Origin of the sequence: Clostridium formicaceticum (assembly GCF_001854185.1) — a bacterium.
GTDB classification, from domain to species: Bacteria; Bacillota; Clostridia; order Peptostreptococcales; family Natronincolaceae; genus Andreesenella; species Andreesenella formicacetica.
In genome coordinates this window covers 2487856-2514478 of sequence record NZ_CP017603.1, presented here as the reverse complement: position 1 = coordinate 2514478, position 26623 = coordinate 2487856, and the positions used below count along the sequence as shown (strand labels likewise).

At 35.2% G+C, this 26623-nt stretch carries 18 protein-coding genes; 1 reads left to right on the top strand and 17 read right to left on the bottom strand.

Features of this window, described 5'->3' with window-relative positions:
• Positions 1–81: 81 nt before the first annotated feature.
• The 15 genes from acsB to BJL90_RS11065 all read right to left on the bottom strand — a co-directional run bounded on the left by acsB (position 82) and on the right by BJL90_RS11065 (position 20867).
• Positions 82–2208: an acetyl-CoA decarbonylase/synthase complex subunit alpha/beta gene (gene acsB, locus BJL90_RS11135; RefSeq protein WP_070967910.1), complete on the bottom strand. Its 2127-nt coding sequence runs from the start codon at positions 2206–2208 to the stop codon at positions 82–84.
• A gap of 37 nt (positions 2209–2245) precedes the next feature.
• Complete coding sequence (acsE, locus tag BJL90_RS11130) at positions 2246–3031, bottom strand: carbon monoxide dehydrogenase/acetyl-CoA synthase methytransferase subunit (RefSeq protein WP_070967907.1); 786 nt, start codon at positions 3029–3031, stop codon at positions 2246–2248.
• An 86-nt stretch (positions 3032–3117) separates the two neighbouring features.
• Positions 3118–4482 carry an acetyl-CoA decarbonylase/synthase complex subunit gamma gene (gene acsC / locus BJL90_RS11125; RefSeq protein ID WP_070967904.1) on the bottom strand — a complete coding sequence of 455 codons (1365 nt, stop codon included), beginning with the start codon at positions 4480–4482 and terminating at the stop codon, positions 3118–3120.
• A gap of 68 nt (positions 4483–4550) precedes the next feature.
• The gene (gene acsD, locus BJL90_RS11120) at positions 4551–5495 is read right to left on the bottom strand and encodes an acetyl-CoA decarbonylase/synthase complex subunit delta (protein WP_156778764.1); all 945 of its coding nucleotides are present in this window, start codon (positions 5493–5495) and stop codon (positions 4551–4553) included.
• A 29-nt stretch (positions 5496–5524) separates the two neighbouring features.
• Positions 5525–6292 carry an ATP-binding protein gene (locus BJL90_RS11115; RefSeq protein ID WP_070967901.1) on the bottom strand — a complete coding sequence of 256 codons (768 nt, stop codon included), beginning with the start codon at positions 6290–6292 and terminating at the stop codon, positions 5525–5527.
• Positions 6293–6365: 73 nt separating this feature from the next.
• On the bottom strand, positions 6366–7739 hold the full coding sequence (lpdA, locus tag BJL90_RS11110; protein WP_070967899.1) for a dihydrolipoyl dehydrogenase: 1374 nt from the start codon (positions 7737–7739) through the stop codon (positions 6366–6368).
• A 22-nt stretch (positions 7740–7761) separates the two neighbouring features.
• The gene (locus BJL90_RS11105) at positions 7762–8643 is read right to left on the bottom strand and encodes a methylenetetrahydrofolate reductase (protein WP_070967896.1); all 882 of its coding nucleotides are present in this window, start codon (positions 8641–8643) and stop codon (positions 7762–7764) included.
• A gap of 21 nt (positions 8644–8664) precedes the next feature.
• Positions 8665–9336, bottom strand: coding sequence for a methylenetetrahydrofolate reductase C-terminal domain-containing protein (locus BJL90_RS11100; RefSeq protein WP_070967893.1), 672 nt, complete (start codon positions 9334–9336; stop codon positions 8665–8667).
• Between the two features lie 98 nt (positions 9337–9434).
• On the bottom strand, positions 9435–10289 hold the full coding sequence (locus BJL90_RS11095) for a bifunctional 5,10-methylenetetrahydrofolate dehydrogenase/5,10-methenyltetrahydrofolate cyclohydrolase (RefSeq protein ID WP_070967890.1): 855 nt from the start codon (positions 10287–10289) through the stop codon (positions 9435–9437).
• Between the two features lie 123 nt (positions 10290–10412).
• A complete protein-coding gene (locus BJL90_RS11090; RefSeq protein WP_070967887.1) occupies positions 10413–11045 on the bottom strand; it encodes a cyclodeaminase/cyclohydrolase family protein in 633 nt (210 codons plus the stop codon).
• Positions 11046–11069: 24 nt separating this feature from the next.
• Positions 11070–12746: a formate--tetrahydrofolate ligase gene (locus BJL90_RS11085; protein ID WP_070967884.1), complete on the bottom strand. Its 1677-nt coding sequence runs from the start codon at positions 12744–12746 to the stop codon at positions 11070–11072.
• A gap of 95 nt (positions 12747–12841) precedes the next feature.
• On the bottom strand, positions 12842–13615 hold the full coding sequence (locus BJL90_RS11080; RefSeq protein ID WP_070967880.1) for an ATP-binding protein: 774 nt from the start codon (positions 13613–13615) through the stop codon (positions 12842–12844).
• A 193-nt stretch (positions 13616–13808) separates the two neighbouring features.
• Complete coding sequence (gene cooS, locus BJL90_RS11075; protein WP_070967877.1) at positions 13809–15752, bottom strand: anaerobic carbon-monoxide dehydrogenase catalytic subunit; 1944 nt, start codon at positions 15750–15752, stop codon at positions 13809–13811.
• Positions 15753–16655: 903 nt separating this feature from the next.
• Positions 16656–19583 carry an insulinase family protein gene (locus BJL90_RS11070; protein WP_070967874.1) on the bottom strand — a complete coding sequence of 976 codons (2928 nt, stop codon included), beginning with the start codon at positions 19581–19583 and terminating at the stop codon, positions 16656–16658.
• Between the two features lie 498 nt (positions 19584–20081).
• Entirely contained in the window at positions 20082–20867 is a 786-nt protein-coding gene (locus BJL90_RS11065) for an undecaprenyl phosphate translocase family protein (protein WP_070967871.1), read from the bottom strand.
• Positions 20868–21197: 330 nt separating this feature from the next.
• Here BJL90_RS11065 and BJL90_RS11060 point away from each other — a divergent pair, with 330 nt between their 5' ends.
• Positions 21198–21365, top strand: coding sequence for a CDIF630_02480 family spore surface protein (locus tag BJL90_RS11060; RefSeq protein ID WP_070967868.1), 168 nt, complete (start codon positions 21198–21200; stop codon positions 21363–21365).
• Between the two features lie 71 nt (positions 21366–21436).
• Here the strand turns inward: BJL90_RS11060 and nifJ are convergent, their stop codons facing one another.
• Both nifJ and BJL90_RS11050 read right to left on the bottom strand, forming a co-directional pair.
• Positions 21437–24961, bottom strand: coding sequence for a pyruvate:ferredoxin (flavodoxin) oxidoreductase (gene nifJ, locus BJL90_RS11055; RefSeq protein WP_070967865.1), 3525 nt, complete (start codon positions 24959–24961; stop codon positions 21437–21439).
• A 198-nt stretch (positions 24962–25159) separates the two neighbouring features.
• Positions 25160–26401, bottom strand: a complete 1242-nt coding sequence (locus BJL90_RS11050) for a uracil-xanthine permease family protein (protein ID WP_070967862.1) — start codon at positions 26399–26401, stop codon at positions 25160–25162.
• Positions 26402–26623: the final 222 nt, after the last annotated feature.

Sequence of the window (26623 nt, the reverse complement as noted above, 5' to 3'; positions counted from 1 at the left end):
GTATAAGACTCCCACTGAAAGCAGGAGCCTTATATATATTATTTACTACATTAATGTTATCTACTACATTAATGTTATCTACTACATTAATGGATCCATTTCTAAAGCAGGATGTCCTTTTTCAGTAAGGAAATTCAATACTTCTTCTGGATCAACAGCAATCGTTTCATCACAAATCATATCAGTAAAGTTATCTATTCCATACATTTCTTTAGCAGTTTGATTTAATTTTTCGCTTACATAATCCTTTAATTCTTTAGGCATCCATACAATTCTCTTTGGACCACCTTCGTAAGCAGCAAACTTTCTAGAAGAGATAAAGAATCTTCCATGTCCCATAAATCCTGGTGTTTGAACTCCACCACCACTCATAGAAGCAAGTTCACCAAAAGTCATACCTACAGGTGATACTCCGCTAAACTCTCTATTAACAATAACTACACCGTTAGCTTCTGGCATGATTCCAGCGATACATTCAAAACAACCACAGGAAGTCATAGGATCTTCCATCAAACTGTAAAGCGTGATTCTTTCTACAGCACCCTGTGATTTTTCAGCAACGTGCTCATTAACTGCATCCCAGATACCTTTTTCTTCATCTTGAACGCCTTCTTTAAGCACTGGTTGACATGGGCCAGTTGGGTCTAGTTCCTTAGTAGCCTTAGCATCTAACCAACTTACCGCACCACAAAGTCCTAGTCTTTCAGGTGTAACAATACAAACATGCGCTGGAGCAAAGGACTGACATAGTAAACAAGAGTAGAAAGTATCTACACTTTCATCTGTTAAAGATGCAAGTCTTTCATCTCTCGCTGTATACTTAGGAATAGCATGTGTTTCCTTCATAGCAGCTACCTTTTCAGCATCAGTAACGATGGTTATTTGACACTTATCAACAACAGAGTCAAATTCATCTTTCATTTTTGCATATAGAACTTCACCAAAATGCTTTAATCTAAATCCAGCATTAAAAGTATCATGGTTAATTCTGATCCAAGAAGTATCTCTTTGTCCTACGTGCATAACACCTTCTGTGTAGTTCATGAAGTAGTGAATACGTCTTTCTAATACAGGTTCAAAATCGTCCTGCATGCTCTTACCAGCTACTTCAACGATGATAGCAAGTGGAAGTCGCTTAGGTGCTCCTTCTATCTCATCAATATCTGGTCCAATAACTTCTATTTTATGATCTTCTATTTCTCCTAGTTCTCTAGCTCTAACAACTTCCCAACATTCTGTTTTGTTTCCACCAAATTCTACGTTAAGATCGTCTTTTCTAACTCTCTCACCTTCGAAGGCAGCAGCAAAACCAACTGGAATTGCAATTTCTGTGATTTTAATTTTGATACCTCTAGCTTCTAATGAAGTAGCAGGAACTTTATCATAATCTTTTTGTGTTAATAATAATGTTGGTACTTCTGGCACTACTTGGTCAGTAATTACTGGGAATCCAAGGGCAATAGCGCCTGCTCCAGCAGAAACTACTAATTCACTCAATGGACCAAAAGCATTAACAAAAGCTGGTACTCTATTTTTAGTATACTCCATATGTTCAGCAAGTTTTCCTGGTTCAATACCACCAAAGATAAGACTTGCTCTGATCGCTACAGATACAACATGGATAACAGAAGTTACATCATATCCCAATGGAATAACCCTTAACTCAAGTCCCATTTTAACATTTGCTTCTATAGCTTGATCAATAACCTTTCCAACTAGGAAAGTAAGTAAACCTTTTGATTGGTAATCTTTTATAACCTTAGCAGCTGTTTCACTATCAGGGCATTCCCCTAAAACAACAGCAACCCCTGGAATATCTCCAGTTACAAGCGGTACACCAAGTGAACGGATGATAGCATCACTGATATGACCTGCACAAGGTGCTTCATAAGGTGTTTCATTTAAAGCATACTTAACAGCTTCAATAATTTCTGCTGAAACTGCTGTAGCTAGACCTGCGTTTAAAGCTGGCTCTAGTCGAGGCTGTTCATCGATTAAGCTTTTAACAACACCGATAGCACCTTCTAAGTCTTGCAATGTGTTCATTTTTTGTCCAGTTGCTGCATAGATGATAGGAAGCGAATAAGCTGTTTCTGGAAAAGCCACTTTATGGTCTATTCCTTTTTCTTCAATTGCTTTTTTAAGCAACCCTTCAGCTGCTGCTAAAGCTTGGTTTGAACCAGTGTAAATGGTATTAAACAAATTCATAAGTTGTTACCCCCTTTTTATATTTATTACAAATCTCTTATAAGTCTAAGTATGAATCAGCATATAGAATGTTGTTTTTAATAACATCACAAGTTTTGATTGTATCCATTAATTCTTTGTCGCATGGATTAATAATAGCGGAGGAAAGTCCACATTGCATTGCCATAGCTGCAAAAACTGCATCCATGATTGGTCTTACATGCTTTGGAGCTCCATTAGAAATATTACTTAATCCACCAGTAGTTTTAAGACCCATCTCAGTGATTTGTTTGATGGCTTCTAAAACGTCTGATTGTTTTTCCTGCATTCCTTTAACAACTAGGAAAAGTGGGTCGAATAATATGTCACTTGGGTCCATACCTAATCCCATAGCTTTTTCTAACATTTCTGTACAATAAGCGATACGTTCTTCTGTATCTCTAGGAATACCTTCTTTAGCACATAAACCAATAATCATTGCATCATGCTCTGCCGCTAAATCAAATAAATCAATTCTTGGGCCAGCATCTGCTGAGTTAATAATCGCTTTGCCTTTTGAATTATTATATGCTTTTAATCCAGCTACCATAGCTGCTCTGTTTATAGTATCTAAAGCTAAAGGAACATTGTCAAACTCTTTTTGAATTAACTGAACAGCCCAAGTCATTAATTCTTCTCCATCTTTTGCTGCTGGTCCTATGTTTACATCTACGTAATCTGCTCCAGCCTCAATTTGCTCCTTGGCTCTCTGTAAGATTGGCTCAGGATTTCTTTCAGCTAATGCCTTTCTAATTACTGGTGAAATACAATGAATTCTCTCTCCAATTACAAGGAACTTTTCCATGTATGTAACCCCCTATTTCTTATTTTTATATTAAGGAAAGGTATTACCCTTTCCTTAATTTTAATACTATTGATTTTTATAATTATCTATGCAGATGCTTCACTTGCTTGTAATTCTTTTAAGAATTTTGGAATATGCATAGCTTCTTCTGGTCCTACAACAATTTCCCAACCTGGTAACTCATCTTCAATTTCTCCTTTAAGTACAGCTACAAGTCCTGGGATTACTAATTTTCTTGACTTAGTTTTGTCAGCGATACCGCTTTCTTTGATAAATTTACTGATGTTAGCTGCACCAAATTTACCTGCAGCCCAAGCAGTAAGTACAGAGTAACCACCAGCATCTGGAACAGCTAACCATACTGGCACTTTAGATCTTTCGATCTCACCAGCTGCAATAAAGTAAGTTAATGCAAAGTCAACAGTTACTAGTACTGGAGCATTGTCATCTGCACCATTTATAGGATAAACGTCTGGCTCAACCCTCATTGGTCTTTGAGGATCAGTGTACACATTTTGTCTTAATGCAAATAGTGGTAATGCCTTTGCATAATCTATGTCATCTAATACAACAATAGAACCATATTTTAATGTGAATAATGATGCTAAAGCAACTTCCATGTACTTGTCTCCACCTGATAAGTCATTAGCAAATACAACTGAAGGATAACCAAATTTTCTATCTTGCTCTTTTAATGCAGTTCTTCTAATTTGAACTACATTTTTAAAGGTTTCTTTTACTGAAGGATCTTCTACTGCTAATAATAGTTCCTTATAATCTAATCCTTGAACCTTATCAACTAAATCATATAATTCATCTAGATTAGCAGCCTTTAAGCCTAAAGGAAGTTTTGCATCCTTCACTAGATTTACCATAGCTTCATAGTTGTCTTTTGTAGCACCATATACAACAGGTTTTTCATCTTTAACTAACTCTAAAGCTTCTTTAAGAACTTCAACGTCTTCACAGACTAACATATAAACTAATTTAGCATCGCTATCTTTCACTTTTTTAACAAGGTTAATGTAATTATCTTTGTTCGCTGTATATTTCAATGCAGCTACTTCAACCTTCATTTCTTCACCAATTCTTACATAATTAACCTTTTTAATGTTAGCTAACTTTGCGTCTACTTCTTCTGCAGTCATTGCATCATTAAATGCTACTGCAAATCTATTTCTACTTACAAAAGTTTTTTCATGACGGAAAAGTACAGTTTCTCCACCCAATGTATATTCATTATCACCTGTACCAATTTTAACAGCCTTCATTGGTGGCGCTGTAGCCTCAGATAATTTTTCTAAAGCCTCTGGACTCATATGAGGACATTTTTCTATCTCAACAGCTCCAGCTGCAACCTTCATACAAAATGCTAAACAAGTTGGAAACCCACAATCTTTACAGTTCTTTTTAGGTGTTAATTTAAATATATCTAATCCTGTTAAAGCCATTTTTTCTTTCCCCCTTAGAAAATCATTTTACAAAGTATATTTATAAAATATGTTGATATTTTTTTTATTTATGCTAATGCTGCTACAAACTTTTTCACTGTTTCTAGTGATTTTGGATGACGAAGAATTACTGCATCAGCACCTACAGTAATAATACTTGTAGCTGTTGATACTTCCATAGTAATACCACGTTCTTCTTTAGACCCCCAGTCTGGAGCATCTTCTTCATCTGCAACTGCTTCTTTAACATTCCATGTTTCAAAGGATACTGGTGTAATAATAGGCATTTGTAAAGTCTTATCGTTTTGACCTAATGCTGCTAATCTAATTCTATCTACTGTTGAAATAAGGTATTCAAATCCATATCCTACAGCAGAACATCCAATATTCATAACGACGTCTTCAGCCTTAACGCCAAGTTGGCCTAAAAGTACATTTAATTGTTTTGCAAGGTTAATGTCTACTGAAGATTCTGCACCTACTTTATGACCGTAAGCTAAACCAGCAGCAGCTCCAACACCTTTATAGTTTTCTTCTGTAGCAGCTAAAACAAGAACGTTCTTGCCTTCAACAGCAGCAGCTACTTTTTCAAACAATTTGCTATCCTTATCATGGTTGCCTGTTCCAGCAATAACTAATGGTAAAGTAATAGCTTCTGCAACAGCTTTTGCAACTTCAGCACATTCCTCAGGAGACTTATCTAATCCATTAGGATCAGCACCTAAAAATCTTAAACAAATGAAATCAGGATTTAGTTCTTTTTCAACAAACTTTGCCCATTCAACAGGGTTGTTTGCTACATCTTTATATAATTCTTGTAATGCTGGTATCCATTCTTCTGGATAAATGTCTAAAATCTCAATTCCTGCTTTAGGTGCTTGACCAGTTGCACCGTCAAATTCATAAAACGCAACTGCAGCTTCTCCCCCAATTTTGAATGCCTTATCGCCTTTTCCTACTTCTACTTCATTAATCTTTCCCTTATAATCCTGTACTGACATTTTAAATGCCACTAAAATCGCCCCCTTAAATAAAATTACTGTTAAAACTGGATTTTTGATAAAATATTTTTTAATGCCGTTTTGGAGATAGAATCCTCTGGTAATTTTACCAATGGAATTCCTTGGGCATCATATTCATAAACTTGCTGATCTAAAGGTACTACACCAAGCAAGTTTAATCCCTGCTTTTCAATTTCTGTTTTTGTATCTTCCTGCAATATACCATTTGCTACTCTATTCACGATAAGGTGAATATTTTGTACACTGAGTCCAAGTTCTTTTACCAGTTGATTGATTCTTCCAACTGCTTGAATCCCTCTTCTTGATGAATCACTTACTAAAAATAGGGTGTCAATATGTTTGGTTGTTTTTCTGCTCAAATGTTCCATGCCTGCTTCATTGTCAATCACTAAATACTTATAACTATCGGATAAAGAATCAATTTGTTCTCTTAACATGCCATTTACATAACAATAGCATCCTTGACCTTCTGACCTACCCATGACTAGAAGGTCATATCCTCTACCTTCAACAAGTGCCCCATTCAATCGATACTTTAGATACTGTGCCTTTGTCATTCCGCCTGGAAAACTATTTCCAGTATTTTCTCTTTTGCTAACTTCTTCTCTTATTTCACCTATAGTAAATTCTACTTCTTCACCTAATACTTCATTTAAGTTTGAATTAGCATCAGCATCTACAGCTAAGATAGGCTTTTCTCCATTTTTTACTAAATAGTCTATTAAAAGCCCTGTCAGTGATGTTTTTCCAGTACCACCTTTACCTGCTACAGCTATTGTATATCCCATAGTATCTACCTCCTGTTTGTTGTTGACAAAAGCTTCGCCTAATGGACAGGGCTTTTTAATAGAACCCTATCCTTTATACAGAGTGAACACAGGCTTTATGCACATCATGTAATGCTTCCATAATGCCCTCAGATAATGTTGGATGTGGATGAATAACATCTCCAACTTGTTCAGCTGTCAAACCTAATTCAACAGCTAGACTCAGCTCAGCTAAAAGGTCAGTAGCATGAGGACCTACAATAGATGCCCCAATAATCTTATCATTATCATCAGCTAACACCTTTATAAATCCTTGGAAATGACCAATAGCTTGGGCTTTTCCAAGTCCTCTAAAGTCAAACTTACCTACATGGTACGCTATTCCTTTAGCATCTGCATCTTTTTCAGTGATACCAACAGCTGCTACTTCAGGTGAAGTATAGATACATCTAGGCACTGCTCTATAACTAACAGTTTTATCTTTACCTAGAGCATTTTCTGCTGCCACCATACCTTCTTTAGATGCAACATGGGCTAGGAAAGGTGTGTCAACGATATCGCCTATAGCATAGATACCTTCAACATTTGTCTCCATTTTTTCATTTACAACAATTTTTCCTCTTTCCATGTTAACACCAACAGTATCAAGACCTAGGTTGTCCAAGTATGGCTTTCTACCCACTGATACCAACATTACATCTGCCTCTACTTCTTTGCCACCTTCTAAATAGGCAACAACTTTGTCTCCCTGAACTTCACACTTCTCAATTTTTTGTCCAGTCATCATTTTAATTTTATCTTTTTTGAAAGATCTTTCCAACTGTTTTGCTACATCTTTATCCTCAAAAGGTAGCAATTGATCAGCCATTTCAACAATGGTTACTTTTGTGCCTATTTTACTAAAAAACTGCCCAAACTCACAGCCAATAACACCCCCACCTAAAATCAATAAAGATTTAGGTGCTTCTTCTAAATAAAGCGCTTCATCACTAGTAATAACTTTCTTACCATCATAAGGGAAAATTGGAGGAACAATTGGAACTGAACCAGTAGCTAAAATAATCTTATCTGCTTCTATTACTTCTTTAGAACCATCTTCCTTCTCAACTTCTACTTTGTTTTTATCAATTAATTTTCCAAAGCCACTAACCAATTTAGCGCCTTTTTTCTCAAATAAAAACTCTATTCCTTTTACTAGTTGATCTACTATTTTATCTTTTCTTTTCATCATATATTGGAAATCTGCTTCAATGTCACCATTAACATTTACGCCATAGTCTTTTGCTTCTCTTACAGCTTCAAGCATGTCAGATGAAGCTAGCAAAGCCTTGGTTGGTATGCATCCTACATTAAGGCAGGTTCCTCCAACTCTCTTTTTTTCAACTATGGTTACATCCGCTCCCAGCATTGCTGCCTTAATCGCTGCTACGTATCCCCCTGGACCTCCTCCAATTACAACTACCTTCACTGTTCAAACCCCCTTTTGCAAACTATAATCCAGCTGCATCTAGAATTGCAGGTACGTTTTCTTCGGCACCAATAGCCATGATGTGTACCCCATCACATAGGTTTTCTTCTCTTAGCTGTCTAATAAATTCTCCAGCTATTTTAATACCTTCTTGTACTCTTAAATCTTTTTCAGTATTTTTCATTCTTTCAATAAGTTCATCTGGTACATAAATTCCAGGTACATTATTGTTCATGAATTTTGCCATTGGAGCAGATTTTAGAGGAATAATACCTGCTAATACTTTTGCATTGATATGCTTAGTTTTTTCTCTAAATTCTCTCATTGTATCTAAATCAAATACAGCTTGGGTTTGGAAGAATCTTGCTCCTGCCTTTACTTTCTTTTCCATTTTAAGAATTTGCGCTTCTACAGGATCGAATCTTGGTGTTACACAAGCTCCTAATAAGAAGTCTAATCCGCCCTCTATATCATTACCTACCATATCTTTTCCGCCCATTAAAGTTGTTGCAGCTTGTAAAATACCAACGCTATCTAAGTCATATACAGGTTTTGCCTGTGGATGATCTCCTACTACTGTATGGTCTCCTGTAAGAGCTAGTACATTTGGAATTCCAAATACAGCAGCAGATAAAAATTCTCCTTGAATAGCAATTCTATTTCTGTCTCTACCGGTCATTTGCAATACTGGTTCTAAACCTTCATCTTTTAATAATTTACAAGTAGCTAAAGATGTAGCCCTCATAACGGCTGACTGAAAATCTGTTACATTAACACCATGAACTCTTCCTTTAATAGCTCTTGCACATTCCATTAAATGATGAAAATCCGTTCCTTTAGGAGGAGCCATTTCCGCTGTAACTGCAAATTCTCCCTTTTCAATTGCATTTCTTAATAAGCTCATTATAATACCCCCTTTATCAATCTAAGCTTCAGCAGTTTCTTTGCTTTGATCTTTTAAATTAATTCTTCTTGGACTATTTGCCTTTGCAAAGTCTTTAGGTGCTCTTAATTCCATCATGTTTGCTAACTGTCCAGCTTCTTTTAATTTTTCATAAATTAAAAGCCATGCACAGTCATTGTCACTGCTAACTTCACATTTTTTGTTCTTTGCACCACCACATGGGCCATTAACAAGACCTTTAGCACACTTTGTTATAGGACAAATAGATGCTGTCCAGCCAAGTTCACACTCACCACAGGCTTTACAGGCTTCTTCAAATTGTCCGATTCTTTCTATCTCACCGATAAACATAGTATCGTTAGCAGGATATACTGCATTTTTAACAATTTTTGCAACTGTTTGTGTGCCATCACCACAGGCTAATGAAAGTACTGCATCCGCTTGACCAAGTTCTTCTTTTAATGATTTAAACGCTTTCTTTGTATTTAACAGGTTACAGGCTGGTTCAAGAACAATTGAAGCTAATACTTCTTTGCCTTCTACTTCTAACAATTCCTTCATGGCTTGTAGTTCCTCTTCGCCCCCAACCTTACAGACAGTAGCACATTCAGAACAGCCTGTCAAAACTACCTTTTTACTATCCTTTAGGAACTTTAGAACTTCTTCAAAAGGTTTTTTTTGTGAAATAATCATTTTTTATTCCCCCTTAGTTAAACAAAGTTACCTATTAACTTATCGCACCAGCTAAAAGCAACTTTTTCTTAGAACTGGTACAATAAGTTAATTAAGTACTATAAATTGTTTTGTTGTTTGCAGGCTTTTACTACATGCTTTGCTAAAATAGATGTAGTAACTGAACCTACCCCACCTGGTACTGGTGTAATCATAGCTGCTTTTTCTTGAACATTATCGAAATCTACGTCTCCACACATATTACCTTCTGCATCCACATTGATACCAACATCAATTACTACTGCTCCATTGGCAATCCAGTTTTCTTTTACTAATCTTGGTACCCCTACCCCTACAACTACAACTTCTGCTTGGCTAGCTACCTTCGCTGAATCTTTTGTAAAGATGTGGCATACTGAAATCGTAGCATTTTCATTTAATAACAATAAGGCTGTAGGTTTACCAACAACCATAGAAGCCCCGATAACAGCACAATCTTTGCCCTGTAACTCTACTTCATAGAACTTTAGAATTTCCATTACTGCTGTTGGTGTGCATGGTGGGAATCCAGTTTTATCCCCTTCTGTCATTTTTCCAACGTTCACTGGACTAAAGCAGTCTACGTCTTTCTCAGGAGCAATTACATACTTGATAACACTCTCATCCAACTGCTTTGGCAATGGTCTAAAAATTAGTATTCCATTAACAGCCTTATCTTCATTTAATTTTTTTAATTCTTTTATAAAGTCATCTTGTGTAATATCTTCTGGTAATTCTTTAACCTCTGTTTCAACCCCTACTTTTTTACATTTACTAAGAGCACCTTTTTCATAAGCTAAATCGTCTGATCTAGCACCAACACGTACAATAGCTAACTTAGGTTGAAATCCTTTTCCTTTCAATACCTCAATCTCTTTTACCAAGTCTTCACTGATCTTATCAGCAACTGGTTTCCCCTTTATTACTTGACCCATTTTCAAAACCCCCTATTAATTTTTTATATATTTAAAACATCTTGCTATTTGTTAATAGCCTTAATCACTCAAGTTTATATGTTAACAGGTGTTTTAATTTTACCTAATATTGTCATTATCTAATTATTTAAGAAGTGCCTTTTCTACTTTTTTATAGACTTCGTCTGCAATTTTCACTCCCTCTGCAACCAATCTATCTGTTTCTTCTTTAACAGCACTTACATATTCTTGATCTTTGATCATTCCTATATTAATGATTACATTAAGTTGTCCACTGATCAAAGCTGCTCTAAGACATTGAACCCCTACGCCTACATCGCTAATAGCTAAGGTAGAACCCTTGTCTACTAAATCTTCATGTAGTTTTATTGCCTCATAAGAGGTTCTTACAATTTTAATTGGTACACTACAAGCATTTTTCAATGCTTCTTGCAATACTCTATCTTTTTCTACTTTTTCTTCTTCAGTATTTGCTGGCATTCCATAAGCCTTTGATAACGGTAAAAACTCTTCAGCATCTTCATCCACCATTTTTAAAAAACAATTTTGAACTTCTTCTGATTTTGCTAAAATTGCCTTTACTTGTTCTTCATACTGTGCATACTTTTTCTTTCCAATGGTTAAATTACATACCATACCTGCTAAGGCAGTTCCCAATGCCCCTACTAAAGCTGCTGCGCCCCCGCCTCCGGGGACAGCAGCTTTAGAGGCAAGGACATTAGTAAATTCAACACTGCTTTTATCTACTAACTTCATTGTCCTTCCTCCTAAAGTATATTTTTAGAACAATCCTGTGATTACACCTGATTCATCAACATCGATTTTTTCAGCTGAAGGAACCTTTGGTAATCCTGGCATTGTCATGATTTCTCCAGTAAGAGCTACAAGGAATCCAGCACCTGCAGATACTTTAACTTGTCTTACGGTGATATTAAATCCTGTAGGTCTTCCCAATAAGTTTTGGTTATCTGTTAAAGAGTATTGGGTTTTTGCCATACAAATTGGTAACTTGTCAAAGCCAAGCTTTGTCAATCTTTCTATTTCTTTTAAAGCTGCTGGTGTAAAGTCTGCATTGTCAGCACCATAGATTTTTTGAGCAATCGCTTTGATTTTGTCTACAATTGGCATCTCCAAGTCATATGTATATTCTAATGTACTTGGTTGCTCAGTTAATCTTAATACTTCGTTAGCTAATTCTTCTCCACCTTCTCCACCTTTTGCCCATACTGCTGATAAAGCTACGTTTACGCCTAGTTCTTTACACTTAGTTTTTACAAGGTTTAACTCTGCTTCTGTGTCAAGTGGGAATTGATTAATAGCTACTACTGCTGGCAACTTGAATACTTTTGTTATATTTTCTACGTGCTTTAATAAGTTTGGTAGACCCTTTTCTAATGCTTCAAGATTTTCTTGATTTAAATCTTGTTTCGCTACGCCACCGTTGTATTTTAATGCTCTTACAGTTGCAACGATGATTACTGCATCAGGCTTAAGGTCAGCCATTCTACACTTGATATCTAAGAATTTTTCTGCTCCAAGGTCAGCGCCAAATCCTGCTTCTGTTACTACATAATCTGCAAAATGCATTGCCATTTTTGTAGCAATTACTGAGTTACAACCATGAGCGATATTTGCGAATGGTCCACCATGTACAAAAGCTGGTGTTCCTTCTAATGTTTGTACTAAGTTAGGCTTTAAAGCATCCTTCAATAATGCAGCCATAGCTCCATGAGCATTTAATTCTCCTGCTGTAACTGGCTTATCATCTCTTGTGTAAGCTACGATAATTCTTGCTAATCTTGCCTTTAAGTCTACGATATCACTAGCTAGACAGAAAGCTGCCATTACTTCAGAAGCAACAGTAATGTCAAAACCATCTTCTCTTGGAATACCATTACCTTTGCCACCTAATCCATTTACCATATTTCTAAGTTGTCTATCATTCATGTCCACAGCTCTACGCCATGTAATCTTTCTGCTGTCGATTCCTAATTGGTTACCATGATTGATGTGGTTATCAAGCATAGCTGCTAATAAGTTGTTTGCTGCACCTATAGCATGGAAGTCACCTGTAAAGTGTAGGTTGATATCTTCCATTGGTATTACTTGAGCATATCCACCACCAGCTGCTCCACCTTTAACACCAAATACTGGTCCAAGAGATGGTTCTCTTAAAGCAACGATAGTTTTCTTGCCAAGTCTACTTAAGGCATCAGATACACCTATTGTAGTAGTTGTTTTACCTTCACCTGCAGGTGTTGGGTTAATAGCAGTAGTTAAGATTAATTTTGCTTTCTTACCGCCATTGTCTTTTTTAAGTAGATTGTAGTCTACCTTAGCTTTGTACTTACCATAAAGCTCGATGTCATCCTCTGTTAGGTTTAATTTTGCAGCTATCTCTCTGATGTCTTGTGGTGTAGCCTCTTGTGCAATTTCAATATCACTTTTAAAACTCATTATAAAACCCCCTTTAATCTATTTAGAAATTACTAGTAATCCCTACTTAATTCGGTTGTTTCAATCAAAGGATGACAGATTATTGCTGTCAGCGCCTATAAAACTTCCTTTAATTTATTAGAAATCACTAGTACTTCTTCCTTAATTTGATTGTTTGAATCAAAGGGTGACAGATCACTTCTGTCAGAGTCTACAATATTAGGGTTATAGTGTATAAAGCCTAAACATTTATCTGCTTCTACGTTTTCTAGTATAAACTTCTCATCTTTCTCATTTCTTACTTTATTAGCTACGACAAATATTTTTTGGACCCCAATATCTTGTGCCAGTGTCTTTACTTTTCTATAGGTCTGTAGACTTCTTTCCCCTGGTTCTACTACAACAATAAAGGCATCTACAAATTTTGCTGTTCCTCTACCTAAGTGTTCTATGCCTGCCTCCATATCCATCACTACTACATCTTTATTGCCTAATATTAGATGAGATGTTAACGTTTTTAATAGAACGTGTTCAGGACACACGCAACCTGAACCGCCAGTATCTACTGTTCCCATGGTCAAAACCTTCACACCGTTATATTCCTTGCAATACTTTTCAGGAATATCACTTACCTGTGGATTCATCTTAAACATTGTACCAAAGGTACCAGGAGTAGAGGCTGTTCTCTCAGCTACTAGATTTTTCATTTCGGAAATTGGAACAATTTCATCAATCAATTGTTTTGGAAATCCTAGTGCCAGTGCTAAGTTAGCATCAGGATCTGCATCTACACCTAAAACACTATAGCCTTGTTCTGCTAATAGTCTACTAATCATTGCTGCAAATGTTGTTTTACCTACGCCGCCTTTACCTGTTATAGCTATCTTCATCTATATCACCTATATTCCTAGTTTTTTAGGTTATTATCTATAGTCATCTGAGATGTTTTTTCTATAATATCTATTCTATTATCTCAGCGTTTAATTATTTTATTGGAGACAATTGTCCTGGTCTTCCAGAACAATTGTCTCAGTTTTATCACTCTAAATCTATTTTAAAACTATTCTAAATATTTTGCAAGTCCTAAGCAAGTTCTGCAGCACATTCTTTTTCTTCAGCCCTTGCTGCAAGTTTTTGTTCTAACTTTTCACGTTTTTCTTCGATTCTTGCTAACATCACATCAGTTAATGCATGTGGATCTGTATCAACAAAGAACTTAGCTCCTGTCATATCTTCAATTTTATTCGTTAATATATCCATAACTTCCTTAGAACCAGTTACCGGAGGCACTACCCCTAAGAATACATCAATACCACTTGATACAACATAAGTTCCAATAGCAACAGCTTTTTCTGACATCCACTCTGGCGCTACACCTACTACTGGTAAATCACTGTTATCTACATCCATAAATTTCGCTACTGCACTAACTAGCTTTAAGATACGTGTATTATCTACACAAGATCCTAAGTGGATTACTGGTGGGATATCTACTAGCTCACATACAGCTTGTAGGCCTTTGCCAGCTAATTTAGCAGCATCTTTGCTTAACAATCCTGCTTTTGCAGCAGCTTGAGCGGCACAACCAGTAGTTACAACGATAACGTCATTTGCAATTAATTTTTTCATAATTTCTATGTGGCTGTATTCATGCCTTACTTTTGGATTGTTACAACCAACAATACCAGCAGCTCCTCTTAATACTCCAGCTTTAAGAACATCTGCCAATGGCTTCACTGTTCCTTGAGAATCTATATGAGAGTTTACAACTCTATCTAATTGCTTAACAACAGCTTCTACAGAGTACCCTGTAATTGCTTGCGCTTTTGACTTTGGTATAAAAATCTTATCTTGCTTTCTGTTAGCATAGTTCTCTACTGCTGCCTTTACAATAGCCTTAGCAGACTCTAAAGCTACTGCTTCGTTGAATTCTATATGTGTTGCACCTGTAACCTTAGCTTTTGGAGATGTAGTGATAAACTTAGTATGGTAGCAATCTGTCACTGGTGTAAGTGATGGGAAGATACATTGAACATCCACAATAACAGCTTCAATTACTCCAGTTAATACTGCTAACTCTTGTTGATAGAAAGTTCCAGCTAGTTTCACACCATGTCTCATAGTTACTTCGTTACCTGTACAACAAATACCTGCTAAGTTGATACCTTCAGCTCCTACTTCTTGAGCTAATTTAAGCATTTCTGGATCATTCGCTGCCATAACAATCATTTCAGATAAACTTGGATCATGACCATGAAGTAGAATATTTACTTGTTTTTCCTCTAAAACCCCTAAGTTAGCTTCTGTTACTGTTGGGGTTGGGGTTCCAAATATAATATCAGTAAATTCTGATCCCATCATAGAACCACCCCAGCCATTTGAAAGAGATGTTCTCATAGACATCTTTAGTAAACTTTCAGCATCACTAGTACATCCTATGCTGGTGGAATGCATAATGGTTGCAATTTCTCTATCTATTGCTCTAGGCTCAATTCCTAGTTCCTTCCAAATTTTCTTTCTTGGCTCTGGTGCTCTTTCTGGGAATCTTAATGTACCAAAAGGCTTACCAAATTCATTTAGCGCTACTTCAGCAACTTCGTGAGCGATATCATAGATATCTCTACCTTCTGTTTTTACTTCCCACTCTTCAGCTAATACTAATAATTTTTTCTCGTCTTTAATAGTATAGCTTCCATCTCTACTAGCCATATGCATAACATGTGCTATATCTCTAGCATGGTCAGAGTGGGCTGAAGTTCCTGCTGCTACCATTCTCGCAAAGTTTCTAGCTACAATTGTGTCAGCTGTAGCACCACAAATACCTCTTTGCGCACCTTTTCCTTCAACTGGGCTTACTCTACAGGGACCCATAGCACAAATTCTACAACAGACACCCTGCTCACCAAAACCGCAAGGTGTTTTCATAGCTTTTTTTCTGTCCCACATTGTTTCTATGCCCTCTTGCTCTGCTTTTTTAATTAATTGCTCATCGATAATATCAAGAGACACCATTTTTTCTTCACTCATTTTTAACTCCCCCTAATAAAAATATATTTTATTGAACACATAAAAAATTGTATCAAAAATCAAAGCTTCATGCTTTTTTATAAGACTTCATTTCTTATGTGTTTTATCAAAACTAAAAAAAGTATTATTTTTTTATATTTCTATATAGATAATAGGTTTTAATATAGTAAATTTTAATCAGATTTTTATGAATTTAAAACAAGATTACAATCATTAAAGCAAACTAAACTAAATGTAGTAAGATGTAAACAATTGTGTATTGCATTTGACAAGTTGGTTAGACTTAATTTCGTGAAATGGTTACAAATTTTTCAATAATGCTTTTAATTATGTAAGCGTTTTTATTGTTAATTATGTAACAATGTTTTTTAAAAAAATCATTTGCTATATTGTTAATAAAATATCAAATACCAGTAAAAAAAATGTTAATTTTCAGTTAACATCTTGTAGCTTTTTACTTGTCTTAAGTGTATCATACTTTTATTTTGTTTGCAATGAATAATTTTATTTTTTTCCAAAAAAAACACATGCTAAGTCAAACCTTGAGGAACTTTCTAGGCTTAAATCGCTTGAATTATTGTCATAGTCTAATATACTATATTGTCAAATAACGACATAATTCTTGTACTCTTTCTGATTAGATGGAACAAAAAATAAAAAGCATGAAGCATATAGACCTATTTTTTTCAATTTAGGCATAAACCTTCATGGTTTTAATAAATTCATTATGCGTTATGTGTATTATGAATTATACCATATTTTTCATAATATGTAAATAGTTTTTGTTTTTAATTTATCAATCCCTTGTTGCTCAATATATTAAGACAATTTTCTGCAAATAATAAAAGCGCATAAAGCGCTTTTATTATTTCTATACACAATTTCTATTTAGATAGTGAAGAATTAATTAAATACATCTATCAAGTTGCCGAAGACTTCTTTCCTTTCTTTAATTTTTCCTTCATTCCCTAGTACGCAAAAATAATTTTGTTCCATTACTTCTTTAATTAATTTACTTAATTTTTTTATATCCTCTGATTTTATTCTCAACACTTCATCTCTTTCTCTTTGTAAATCATCTTCTGTAATCTGACTAATATAATAGGCTGTTGCCTCTTGACCCTTCATCGAGGGAGTCAAAGGGGCATCCATCTTACTAATGGTGCCAATTACATATTTTGTCATCTCTCTTTCATCTGCAGAGAATTCATCTAAGTATTTATAAGCTTCATCGTATATCTTTAGCGTTTTATCTAAATTAGGATCTCTATAGGAAGTAAAATATAGGTTACCGTTTCTGCTGAAGCCTGCCATAGCTCCATAAGCCCCCCCTAAAACCCTTACCTTATTCCATAAATAGTTCAAGCTAATGATTGTTTTTAATACTTGTAAATGTCCTGTATAGCCATGACCTAGCTTTTGAAAATTATAGGCCTTCGCTACGTACTGTACTTTACTTGAGGTTAGTAATCCCTCATTTTTTGCAGAATAGTCAAATTGATACTGTTGTTTTTCTAACTTTTCCTCACCTATATGTTTTACTAAGGAAGCAAAGGGTTCTTGAAAGCTTTTGTAATCTTTTTCTTCTATTGTTAAGCTAACAAGTAGATTTTCTTTATTAAAAATTATTTTAGCTACCTTTGCTAAGTTGCTTTCAATTTCTTGCGCTTTGTTGTCAAAAGCCCCTTCCAACTCGGCAATAAACTGATAAAAGTCTATACCGGTGCACAATTCCTTATACTTTCCAATTGGTGAAAAATAAGAGGTAACCCTTCTAGCAGCAACAATATGCCCATCCTGTAAAATATTCATTTCTAACCTAGATTTTACTTCACTAATAATCTCCTTCAATCGCTTTACTTCACTAAACTTTGTATTTTCGATAAGTTCTCCTAAAATCTCGAATAATTTAGGTAGTTGTTTTACTAAGGCACTGGATCTCACCATCAGTTTAGGAAAGTATTCCCCATCGTCATTTTTTAAAGAATAAGCTTCTATGTTAAAATCTATCCCGCCAGTATAAATATTGATTTCATTAGATAAATCTTCGTAATTATACTTTTCTGTGCTTACTTTGCCTAATATAAAGCTTAATAGGCTAGCATAAGGGATCAGCTGTTGTGGAACAGTTGTAGTATCAAATAATAAATTTACATAAGCTATCTCATTGGTGAACATTGGATGGAGCAAAATAGGTATACCCTGCTCTGCCTTTTCCACCAAGGGCAGCTTATCTACTTTCGGCTCTATATCTTTTAGAGAAAGTAGCGGAATTTTTTCTAAATCTTTCACATCATTAGGTGCCTCTTGATATTTTTTTAATATTAATGTATTTTCTACCAGTTGATGCATTTCATCTTTCGTTAATCTAGCTTTATATGCTGCTAGTTTTTGTTTTACTTCCTCTTCTTTTTCCTGTGCTAGACCTTTTTTAGGCTTTACCATCAACAAAGACCTATGAGAATTATTTAAAATATGCGCTTCTATAAGTCTTTCAAAATAGTCTGTAGTTAAAGCTGTTTTAATTTTTTTCAATACATCTTCATAGCCTAAGTGCAGCATTGGGTCCGCATCATAAAGCCAGCTTTCCATACTCTTCATGCAGTAGATTAGTCCTTTAGGATATCTTCCATAATCTCCTTCTCTTAACTTAAATTCATAAATGTTTATTGCCGCTTCGATAAGTTTTTTATCAATACCTTTCTCTACTAATTGTTTTAATGTGTCAAATACAAGTTGCTCAAACTTATCTTGATCCTCTTCATTAGCGTTTTTCACAACAACACTTAGTACCGGCTGAAAAATACTGTGGTCATAGGAGCCAAAAACATCTTTCCCTAAATTTGCTTCTAGTAAAGCTTTTTTTAGTGGTGCTGCTGGTGTTTCCAACAATAAGTAAGTTAAAATATCAAAAGCTAAGTGTAATTCTGGGTTTGTAGACTTACCCACAACAAAATTTAGACTTAAAAAGGTTTTGTTCTCTTCTTTTTCATTGGCAGATATTGAATACTCTACAATAGAGGTTTTAGGTTCTTCATAAGGGGTTTGCAAATTAATTTTAGAATCTATCTGTATTTTATCAAAGTCTTTTAAATAGGATTCATTGATAAACTTTAAATGCTCCATAATATCCCCATCACCATATAAATAAATGTAACTGTTAGAAGGGTGATATAACTTACTGTGAAAGTTCAAAAAGTCTTCTTGTGTTAAGTTTGGAATTACTTCAGGATCTCCACCAGAATCATATCTGTATGTAGTATCAGGAAATAAAGATTCCTGCATTTTTCTAAATAACACCTGCTCAGGAGAAGAAAATGCTCCTTTCATTTCGTTGTAAACGACACCCTTATAAGTTACTTCATCTTCTATATTTTCTAATTCATAATGCCAGCCCTCCTGCATTAATATTTCAGGTTTATTATAGATATTTGGATAAAAAACTGCATCCAAATAAACATGCATTAGGTTTAAAAAATCTTTATCGTTTCTGCTGGCAATAGGGTACATTGTCTTATCAGAAAAAGTCATGGCATTTAAGAAGGTGTTTAAAGACCCTTTCGCCAGCTCAACAAAAGGATCTTTTGCTGGAAAGTTTTTAGAACCGCATAAAACCGCATGTTCTAATATATGAGGTAATCCCGTACTATCCGTAGGAGGCGTCCTAAAAGTAATGGAAAACACCTTATTATCATCATCATTTTGTATGTAAAGTAACTGTGCCCCGCTCTTTTCGTGCTTAAACACTCTTCCTATAGCCTTCATTTCCTTTATTTCTTTTTCTTGTGTAAGTTTAAAGCCATTATAGCTTTGTCCTATCGAAAACATCATAAACAAACTGCTCCTTCCTGTTTAATTAATAAACTCCTTCAGCATAGCTGAGTATAAAGCTTTTTATTGAATTTTTCCCAAAATCTATAGATTACATTCCTATCTATAGATTTTCTCTGTTGGCAAACACATATATTTACAGGGTATATATTAGTATTATAGTACCATAGTTCCTTTTTATTTGCCATTTTTAATCAAAAAACAAAACCTCTTTCTTATCGGAAGGAGGCTAATAATTATTAAAAAATTTATGATTTGGGCGCTTCTATTCGCCATTCTTTTAAATATTTTCTTAATTCTTTTACCTTTCCTGAAAAAACAAACACTTTCATATATACACCTCCACATAATATGCTGCAAACTATTTATTTCTATTACATTCTATTTTTATTTTTGCAAAAATATGATGCATATTATATTTTTTATACGTTTTTTATAATTCTATTATATACGAACATTTGTTCGTTGTAAAGATGAAATTTATATTTTTCAAAATTTTTAATTTTCGTCTTTCTTCTGCAGTTCATCTGCTGGAGCATTTTGCTTACCACTCCATATCCATACTAGAATAAATCCAACAGCAAATATAAGTAGGATATAGGGTTTAAAGGAATAAGGTAAAAGGGCTCGGGAAGATCCCAAGATGAGACCAGCAAAAAAGTAAGAAATAACACTTCTATACTTTTCATAGATATTGTTTAGAATATTTATTAAAAGAAAAATTCCAATAATGCTTCCTATGCCAAAGATAATCAAGTTGAATAATTCCAGCTCTTTTATAGAGTATAAAATACTATCGTAAATTCCCAAGACAATCAACACGGAGCTGCCTGGAATTCCTGGAATAATCATAGCGGCGCTAGATAATATACCGCCTATCATTAGTAATATCCAGCTAATTTCTTCTATCTCTACCATAAGTCCTATGGGCTCTCCTCCCATATAGTAACCAATGACTAATCCTCCTAGAAAAAACAGAATTCCCTGTAGATTTAACTTTTCGCAGGGTTTTAAAACAGGTCTAATAGAAGCAATTAGACAACCCATGAGAAAAACAGCTGTTTCATCTCTAAAGGATTCAAAAAACAGCGCAAATAACATCCCACTAATAAAAATACCTATAATACTTCCCGCTAACAAGGGTAAATAAGGCTTTATATTCAACTTAGCTAAATCTTTCAACATATTTTCATAAATACCAAAAATTAAAAAAACCGTTCCACCACTCATACCTGGTAATACAATTATACAGCCTAAAATTATTCCTTTAATCATCAGGTTCATTTTTACCTCCACTTTATTTTATAGATGCGTGCTTCTAAAGTTAAATTTTAATATACACGGTCTACGGTTTCTCCCCAAAACCGTGGGCTGCAAATGTAGCTCTTAATATATTAAATTTCATAGATGTATATCTATAAAGTATCGAATCTTATTTAATCTTAATGCAAAGTTTAATAATGGTCAATTAAAATGTCTACTCCATTGGATTTCCTCTTTAGTTTTATAGGTACAGACCCACAACAAGGTTTTATCCTTCAGGTTAATTTTACATGATAAAAAAGGTTATAGATTAAAATATCTATGAAAATAATAATAGCAAGGAGGGATCTTATGTCTGATAACAAATTTAAAGAAAAACACTTAGGCCGAACAATTGAAAACCATCAAACTGCTTCATGGGCTAATATGAAAGACCTTAAGCCAGTATCTAGAGTACCTATTCCTGATGAAATAGAGGTAAAGAACGCTAAGGAGTACGTAGATACAAATGAAAAGTAGTAAAGACTTACTTGTCATAACTTAAATGTTTTTAAAAAAGGGACTAATCTTAGTCCCTTTTTTATCTTGATTTAATACTGCATTTCTGCTAATCGTCTATAGGTATCATATTTATCTCTAGCATTTTTTTCTGCAGCTTCAAACAACTCTTCAGCAATATCAGGAAATACATTCATAATTTGTGAATATCTTATTTCTCCTTCAATAAAGTCTCTAAAGGATGCTTTAGGTTCTTTAGAATCTAAAATAAATGGATTTTTTCCTTCCTCCTTCAAATCTGGATTGAAGCGATATAAATGCCAATAACCTGCTTCTACCGCCTTCTTCTCCTGTGCTACAGTTGTACCCATACCAGTTTTAATACCATGACTTACACAAGGAGCGTAACAGATGATTAAAGAAGGTCCCTTATAAGCTTCTGCTTCAGCGATGGCTTTTATGGTATGATTCATATTGGCACCCATGGCTATTTGCGCTACATAGACATAACCATAGTTAGTTGCCATTAAACCTAAGTCCTTTTTGCGCACTTTTTTACCAGAAGCTGCAAATTTTGCTACGGCAGCTGTGGGTGTAGCTTTTGAGGATTGTCCACCTGTGTTAGAGTAAATCTCTGTATCCATTACAAGAAGATTAACATCCTCCCCAGAAGCTATGACATGGTCTACACCGCCATAACCTATGTCATATGCCCAACCATCTCCACCAATAATCCATACAGATCTTTTAATCAAATAATCTTTCTTTTCTAAAATTTCTCTGATAATAGGATTACCCTGGTATTGATGATTTCTTATGAGGTTTAACAACGCTTCTGAAGCCTCTTTTGATTTTTCACCATCATCCATTGCTTCTAACCACCGCTTACAAGCATCTTTACAATTACTATCTAAATCGCTGTTTAATACCTGTATCATTAAGTCTGCTAGTCGTTCTCTAATTTGTTTAGCAGCTAAGTACATACCGAAACCATATTCAGCATTGTCTTCAAATAATGAATTTGACCACGCTGGCCCTTTTCCATCAGCAGTAGTGCTATAGCCGATGGATGGTGCACTAGCACCCCAGATAGAAGAGCAACCCGTTGCGTTGGCAATCATCATCCTATCTCCGTAAAGCTGTGTTAGTAATTTAACATAGGCAGTTTCTCCACATCCTGCACAAGCACCATGAAATTCTAATAAGGGGCGTGCAAATTGACTACCTTTTACGCTTTTCTTATCCATTAACGCATCTTTTTCTTTAACAGACAAAGCATATTCCCAATTTTCTTCCTGTCTTACTATTTCCTTTTCCGCATCTACCATTACCAAAGCTTTTCCTGGTGCAGGACAAATATCAGCACAGTTTGCACATCCAGTACAGTCCAGTGGGCTTATTTGAATACGATATTCCAGCCCTTCCAGTCCTTTGCCAACAGCTTTTTTAGTTTCAAGAGTATCTGGTTTAGCTTGCATTTCTTCATCATTAAGAAGTAAAGGTCTGATAACTGCATGAGGACAGATGTAAGCACACTGGTTACATTGAATACACTTATCTGTCTGCCACTGAGGAATTCTAACAGCAATACCTCGTTTTTCATAAGAGGTTGTGCCAAGAGGAAAAGTCCCATCTTCCATACCTTTAAAGGCGCTTACTGGCAGCTCATCTCCTTCCAATCTTGCCATAGGCCGTTGTATATTCTTTACAAAGTCTGGTTCTTCTTTTACTGGCAACGTATCTTCTTTAGCTTGACTCCAGCTAGCTGGAACGTCGACCTTCAATAATCCTTGTATCCCTTGGTCTACAGCCTCATGATTCATCTTTACAATTTCCTCACCTTTTTTTCCATAGGTATCTTGAATGGCTTCTTTTAAGTATTTAACAGCATCCTCTATAGGAATAACATTAACCAGTTTAAAGAAAGCCGCCTGCATAATCATGTTAATTCTTCCACCCAAACCTATTTCATGTGCAATTTTTACCGCATCAATGATATAAAAGTTAACACTTTTTTCTACAATATATTTTTTTATTGTTGCAGGAATCTTATCCTCCAGTTCTTCTTGTGTCCATGGACAATTTAATACAAAGGTACCATTTTCCTTCAAACCTTTTAATAAGTCATAATGATGTAAATATGCTTTGTTATGACATGCAATAAAGTCAGCAGTATAAACGAGATAAGGAGATTTTATAGGTTTTTTGCCAAATCTCAGATGTGAAACTGTTGTTCCACCTGACTTTTTACTATCATAAGAAAAATACCCTTGTGCGTATAAGTTAGTTTTATCTCCTATAATTTTTATAGCTGTTTTATTAGCCCCCACTGTTCCGTCAGAACCTAGGCCCCAGAACTTACATCGAATCGTACCCTCAGGAGTAGTTTCTACAATACTTTCCTCTGGCAAAGAAGTATAACTAACATCATCCACAATCCCTATTGTAAAATGATCTTTGGGATTGGTTTGCTTTAAGTTATCAAAAACCGCTACAATTTGAGAAGGTCTCGTATCCTTAGAGCCTAGTCCATATCTTCCACCAACAATAATAGGACTTTCTTCTCTATCATAAAATATACTTCTTACGTCTTCATAAAGAGGTTCTCCGAAAGCTCCTGGTTCTTTCGTTCTATCTAATACGGCTATTTTCTTCACAGTTTTTGGAAATACATTAAAAAAGTATTTTGGTGAGAAGGGTCGATATAGCCTTACTTTAATTACCCCTACCTTTTCTCCTTTAGCTATTAAATAATCTACTGTTTCTTCAATGGTATCACATCCAGAACCCATAGCTACAATAATCCTATCTGCATCTTCAGCGCCATAATAATTAAAAGGATGATACTCTCTTCCAGTTATTTTAGTAATTTCTTGCATATAATTTTCAACAATGTCAGGTACTGCATCAATAAAAGGATTGGCTACTTCTCTACCTTGGAAATATATATCTGGGTTTTGAGCTGTCCCCCTTGCCACTGGATGTTCAGGACTTAAAGCTCTGTTTCGAAACGCTTTTACTGCTTCATGATCCAATAGATTGCTTAAATCTTCATAATCAATCAACTCTACCTTTTGATATTCGTGAGATGTTCTAAAACCATCAAAGAAGTGTAAAAAAGGTACTCTGGATTTAATGGCAGCTAAATGCGCTATACCACCTAAGTCAATTACTTCTTGAACGCTGCTGGAAGCCAAAAGAGCAAAACCAGTTTGTCGAACTGCCATAACATCTTGATGATCTCCAAATATAGATAATGCGTGGGCTGCTATAGCTCTAGCACTCACATGGAATACTGCAGGTAATAATTCACCTACCATTTTATACATATTAGGAATCATTAGTAGCAATCCTTGAGAAGCTGTGTAGGTTGTGGTCAGTGCTCCTCCCTGTAAGGAACCATGCACAGTCCCAGCAGCACCTGCTTCCGACTGCATTTCTACTACTTTTACCGGTTGCCCAAATATGTTTTTCATTCCATGAGCAGACCATTCGTCCACACCTTCCGCCATTGGTGAGGAAGGTGTAATGGGATAGATTGCCGCTACTTCGGTAAAAGCATAGGACACATAAGCAGCAGCTTCATTGCCATCCATTGTTTTCATTTTCTTAGCCATAAGCTTCCTCCTTTGCATATGTAAAATAACTTCCTGTTAAGAATAGTATTTCGCTTGTCAAATCTTATTATTTAACCTTTTTAAAATATCATACATACAATAAAAAAACTCCCATTTAAGATGATTGAGATTGATTTTTCTCAAATCCTAAATAGGAGCTTTGCTCTTATCGTTTTTTAATAATATTATGCTGCTGCTTTATCTATTTAATGCGGCATTCAGTATCACACCAACAATAGCTGCAAAACTTAAACCACTTATTTGTACTGTCTCTGTTATAGGAATACCAATGGAGATGCCAAAGTTTGATCCTAATCCAAGAATTAAGATAGACGCCATGACTACTATATTTTTGCCATTGAAGATTACATCATTGTCTTTTATCGTTCTTACTCCGATTAAAGCAATCATGCTAAACAACATCATACTGATCCCACCCATAACAGCTACAGGAATACTACTTAGAAAACCTCCAACCTTAGCCACAAACCCTAAAATAATAGCAAGTACTGCAGCGATTCTTAAAATGGAAGGATCATAGTTTTTTGTGATGGCTAATACCCCAGTATTTTCACCATAGGTAGTATTAGCAGGTCCTCCTAAAAATCCAGCAACCAATGTTGCCAATCCATCTCCCAGCAAAGTACGATTTAAACCTGGATCTTCTATAAAGTTTTTACCTACCACTTGACCATTTGTTGTTATATCTCCGATATGCTCCATAAAAACAGCCAATACCACTGGAGCGATGATAGCTATAGCGCCTAATTCGAACTTTGGAAGAGAAAAATTTGGCACTGCAAAGAATTGTGCTTCTCTTATAACTTCTGTATTTACAAGTCCTACATTAAGCGAGATAAGGTATCCCACCACCACTGCTATTAAAATAGAAAGCTGCTTTGCAAAACCTCTTCCTACTAAAGTAATGCCTAAAGCTGTAAAAAGCGTAATAGCAGCAATAACAAAGTGACTTGATGCCATATCATAAGCAACTGGCACTAAATTTAAACCAATTACGATAATCATCGGCCCTACCACCTGTGAAGGTAAGTATTGTTTGATTTTATCTACGCCTATTTTTTGAATAACAAAGGACATCAATACATAGATCAGTCCTGCCACCATAATTCCGCCCTGTGCGTAGGCTAAGTCTCCGTTATATAAATTGCTTACAGTTATAATCACTGGTATAAATGCAAAGGATGAACCTAAAAATACTGGAACCTTACCGTAGGTAACAAGATGAAATAATAATGTTCCTATACCTGCTGATATTAAAGCAATGGAAGGATCTAATCCCGTTAACATTGGTACTAATACAGTTGCTCCGAACATAGCAATTAAATGTTGTAAGCCTAAAACTAATTTTTTAGCAGAATCCAATGTTGTAGCATTTTCTTTCACCTGAAGATTTGTTTTTGTAAATGTGTTTTCTGTCATCATAATAACCTCCTTTGATTTTGTACTAAAGGAGAAAAGGATTTTTCTCCCTTTTCAACCTCACTGGGCTGAATTAAAGGTATTTCCAAAACATAAAAAACTTCCTGCCGCCGGCAAGAAGTCATAATTATCCTATAATTTATTACTACAATTATATATAACTATCTTACCAGCCTCACCGGACTGAATTAAAGATACTTTGTTTTCATTTAATAAGATTAT

Bases quoted from the DNA above. Each gene is read 5' to 3' on its own strand.
- acsB (WP_070967910.1), bottom strand. From the start codon at position 2,208: ATGAATTTGTTTAATACCATTTACACTGGTTCAAACCAAGCTTTAGCA.
- acsE (WP_070967907.1), bottom strand. From the start codon at position 3,031: ATGGAAAAGTTCCTTGTAATTGGAGAGAGAATTCATTGTATTTCACCA.
- acsC (WP_070967904.1), bottom strand. From the start codon at position 4,482: ATGGCTTTAACAGGATTAGATATATTTAAATTAACACCTAAAAAGAAC.
- BJL90_RS11115 (WP_070967901.1), bottom strand. From the start codon at position 6,292: ATGGGATATACAATAGCTGTAGCAGGTAAAGGTGGTACTGGAAAAACA.
- BJL90_RS11105 (WP_070967896.1), bottom strand. From the start codon at position 8,643: ATGAGCTTATTAAGAAATGCAATTGAAAAGGGAGAATTTGCAGTTACA.
- BJL90_RS11100 (WP_070967893.1), bottom strand. From the start codon at position 9,336: ATGATTATTTCACAAAAAAAACCTTTTGAAGAAGTTCTAAAGTTCCTA.
- BJL90_RS11095 (WP_070967890.1), bottom strand. From the start codon at position 10,289: ATGGGTCAAGTAATAAAGGGGAAACCAGTTGCTGATAAGATCAGTGAA.
- BJL90_RS11090 (WP_070967887.1), bottom strand. From the start codon at position 11,045: ATGAAGTTAGTAGATAAAAGCAGTGTTGAATTTACTAATGTCCTTGCC.
- BJL90_RS11085 (WP_070967884.1), bottom strand. From the start codon at position 12,746: ATGAGTTTTAAAAGTGATATTGAAATTGCACAAGAGGCTACACCACAA.
- BJL90_RS11080 (WP_070967880.1), bottom strand. From the start codon at position 13,615: ATGAAGATAGCTATAACAGGTAAAGGCGGCGTAGGTAAAACAACATTT.
- cooS (WP_070967877.1), bottom strand. From the start codon at position 15,752: ATGAGTGAAGAAAAAATGGTGTCTCTTGATATTATCGATGAGCAATTA.
- BJL90_RS11070 (WP_070967874.1), bottom strand. From the start codon at position 19,583: ATGATGTTTTCGATAGGACAAAGCTATAATGGCTTTAAACTTACACAA.
- BJL90_RS11065 (WP_070967871.1), bottom strand. From the start codon at position 20,867: ATGAACCTGATGATTAAAGGAATAATTTTAGGCTGTATAATTGTATTA.
- BJL90_RS11060 (WP_070967868.1), top strand. From the start codon at position 21,198: ATGTCTGATAACAAATTTAAAGAAAAACACTTAGGCCGAACAATTGAA.
- nifJ (WP_070967865.1), bottom strand. From the start codon at position 24,961: ATGGCTAAGAAAATGAAAACAATGGATGGCAATGAAGCTGCTGCTTAT.
- BJL90_RS11050 (WP_070967862.1), bottom strand. From the start codon at position 26,401: ATGACAGAAAACACATTTACAAAAACAAATCTTCAGGTGAAAGAAAAT.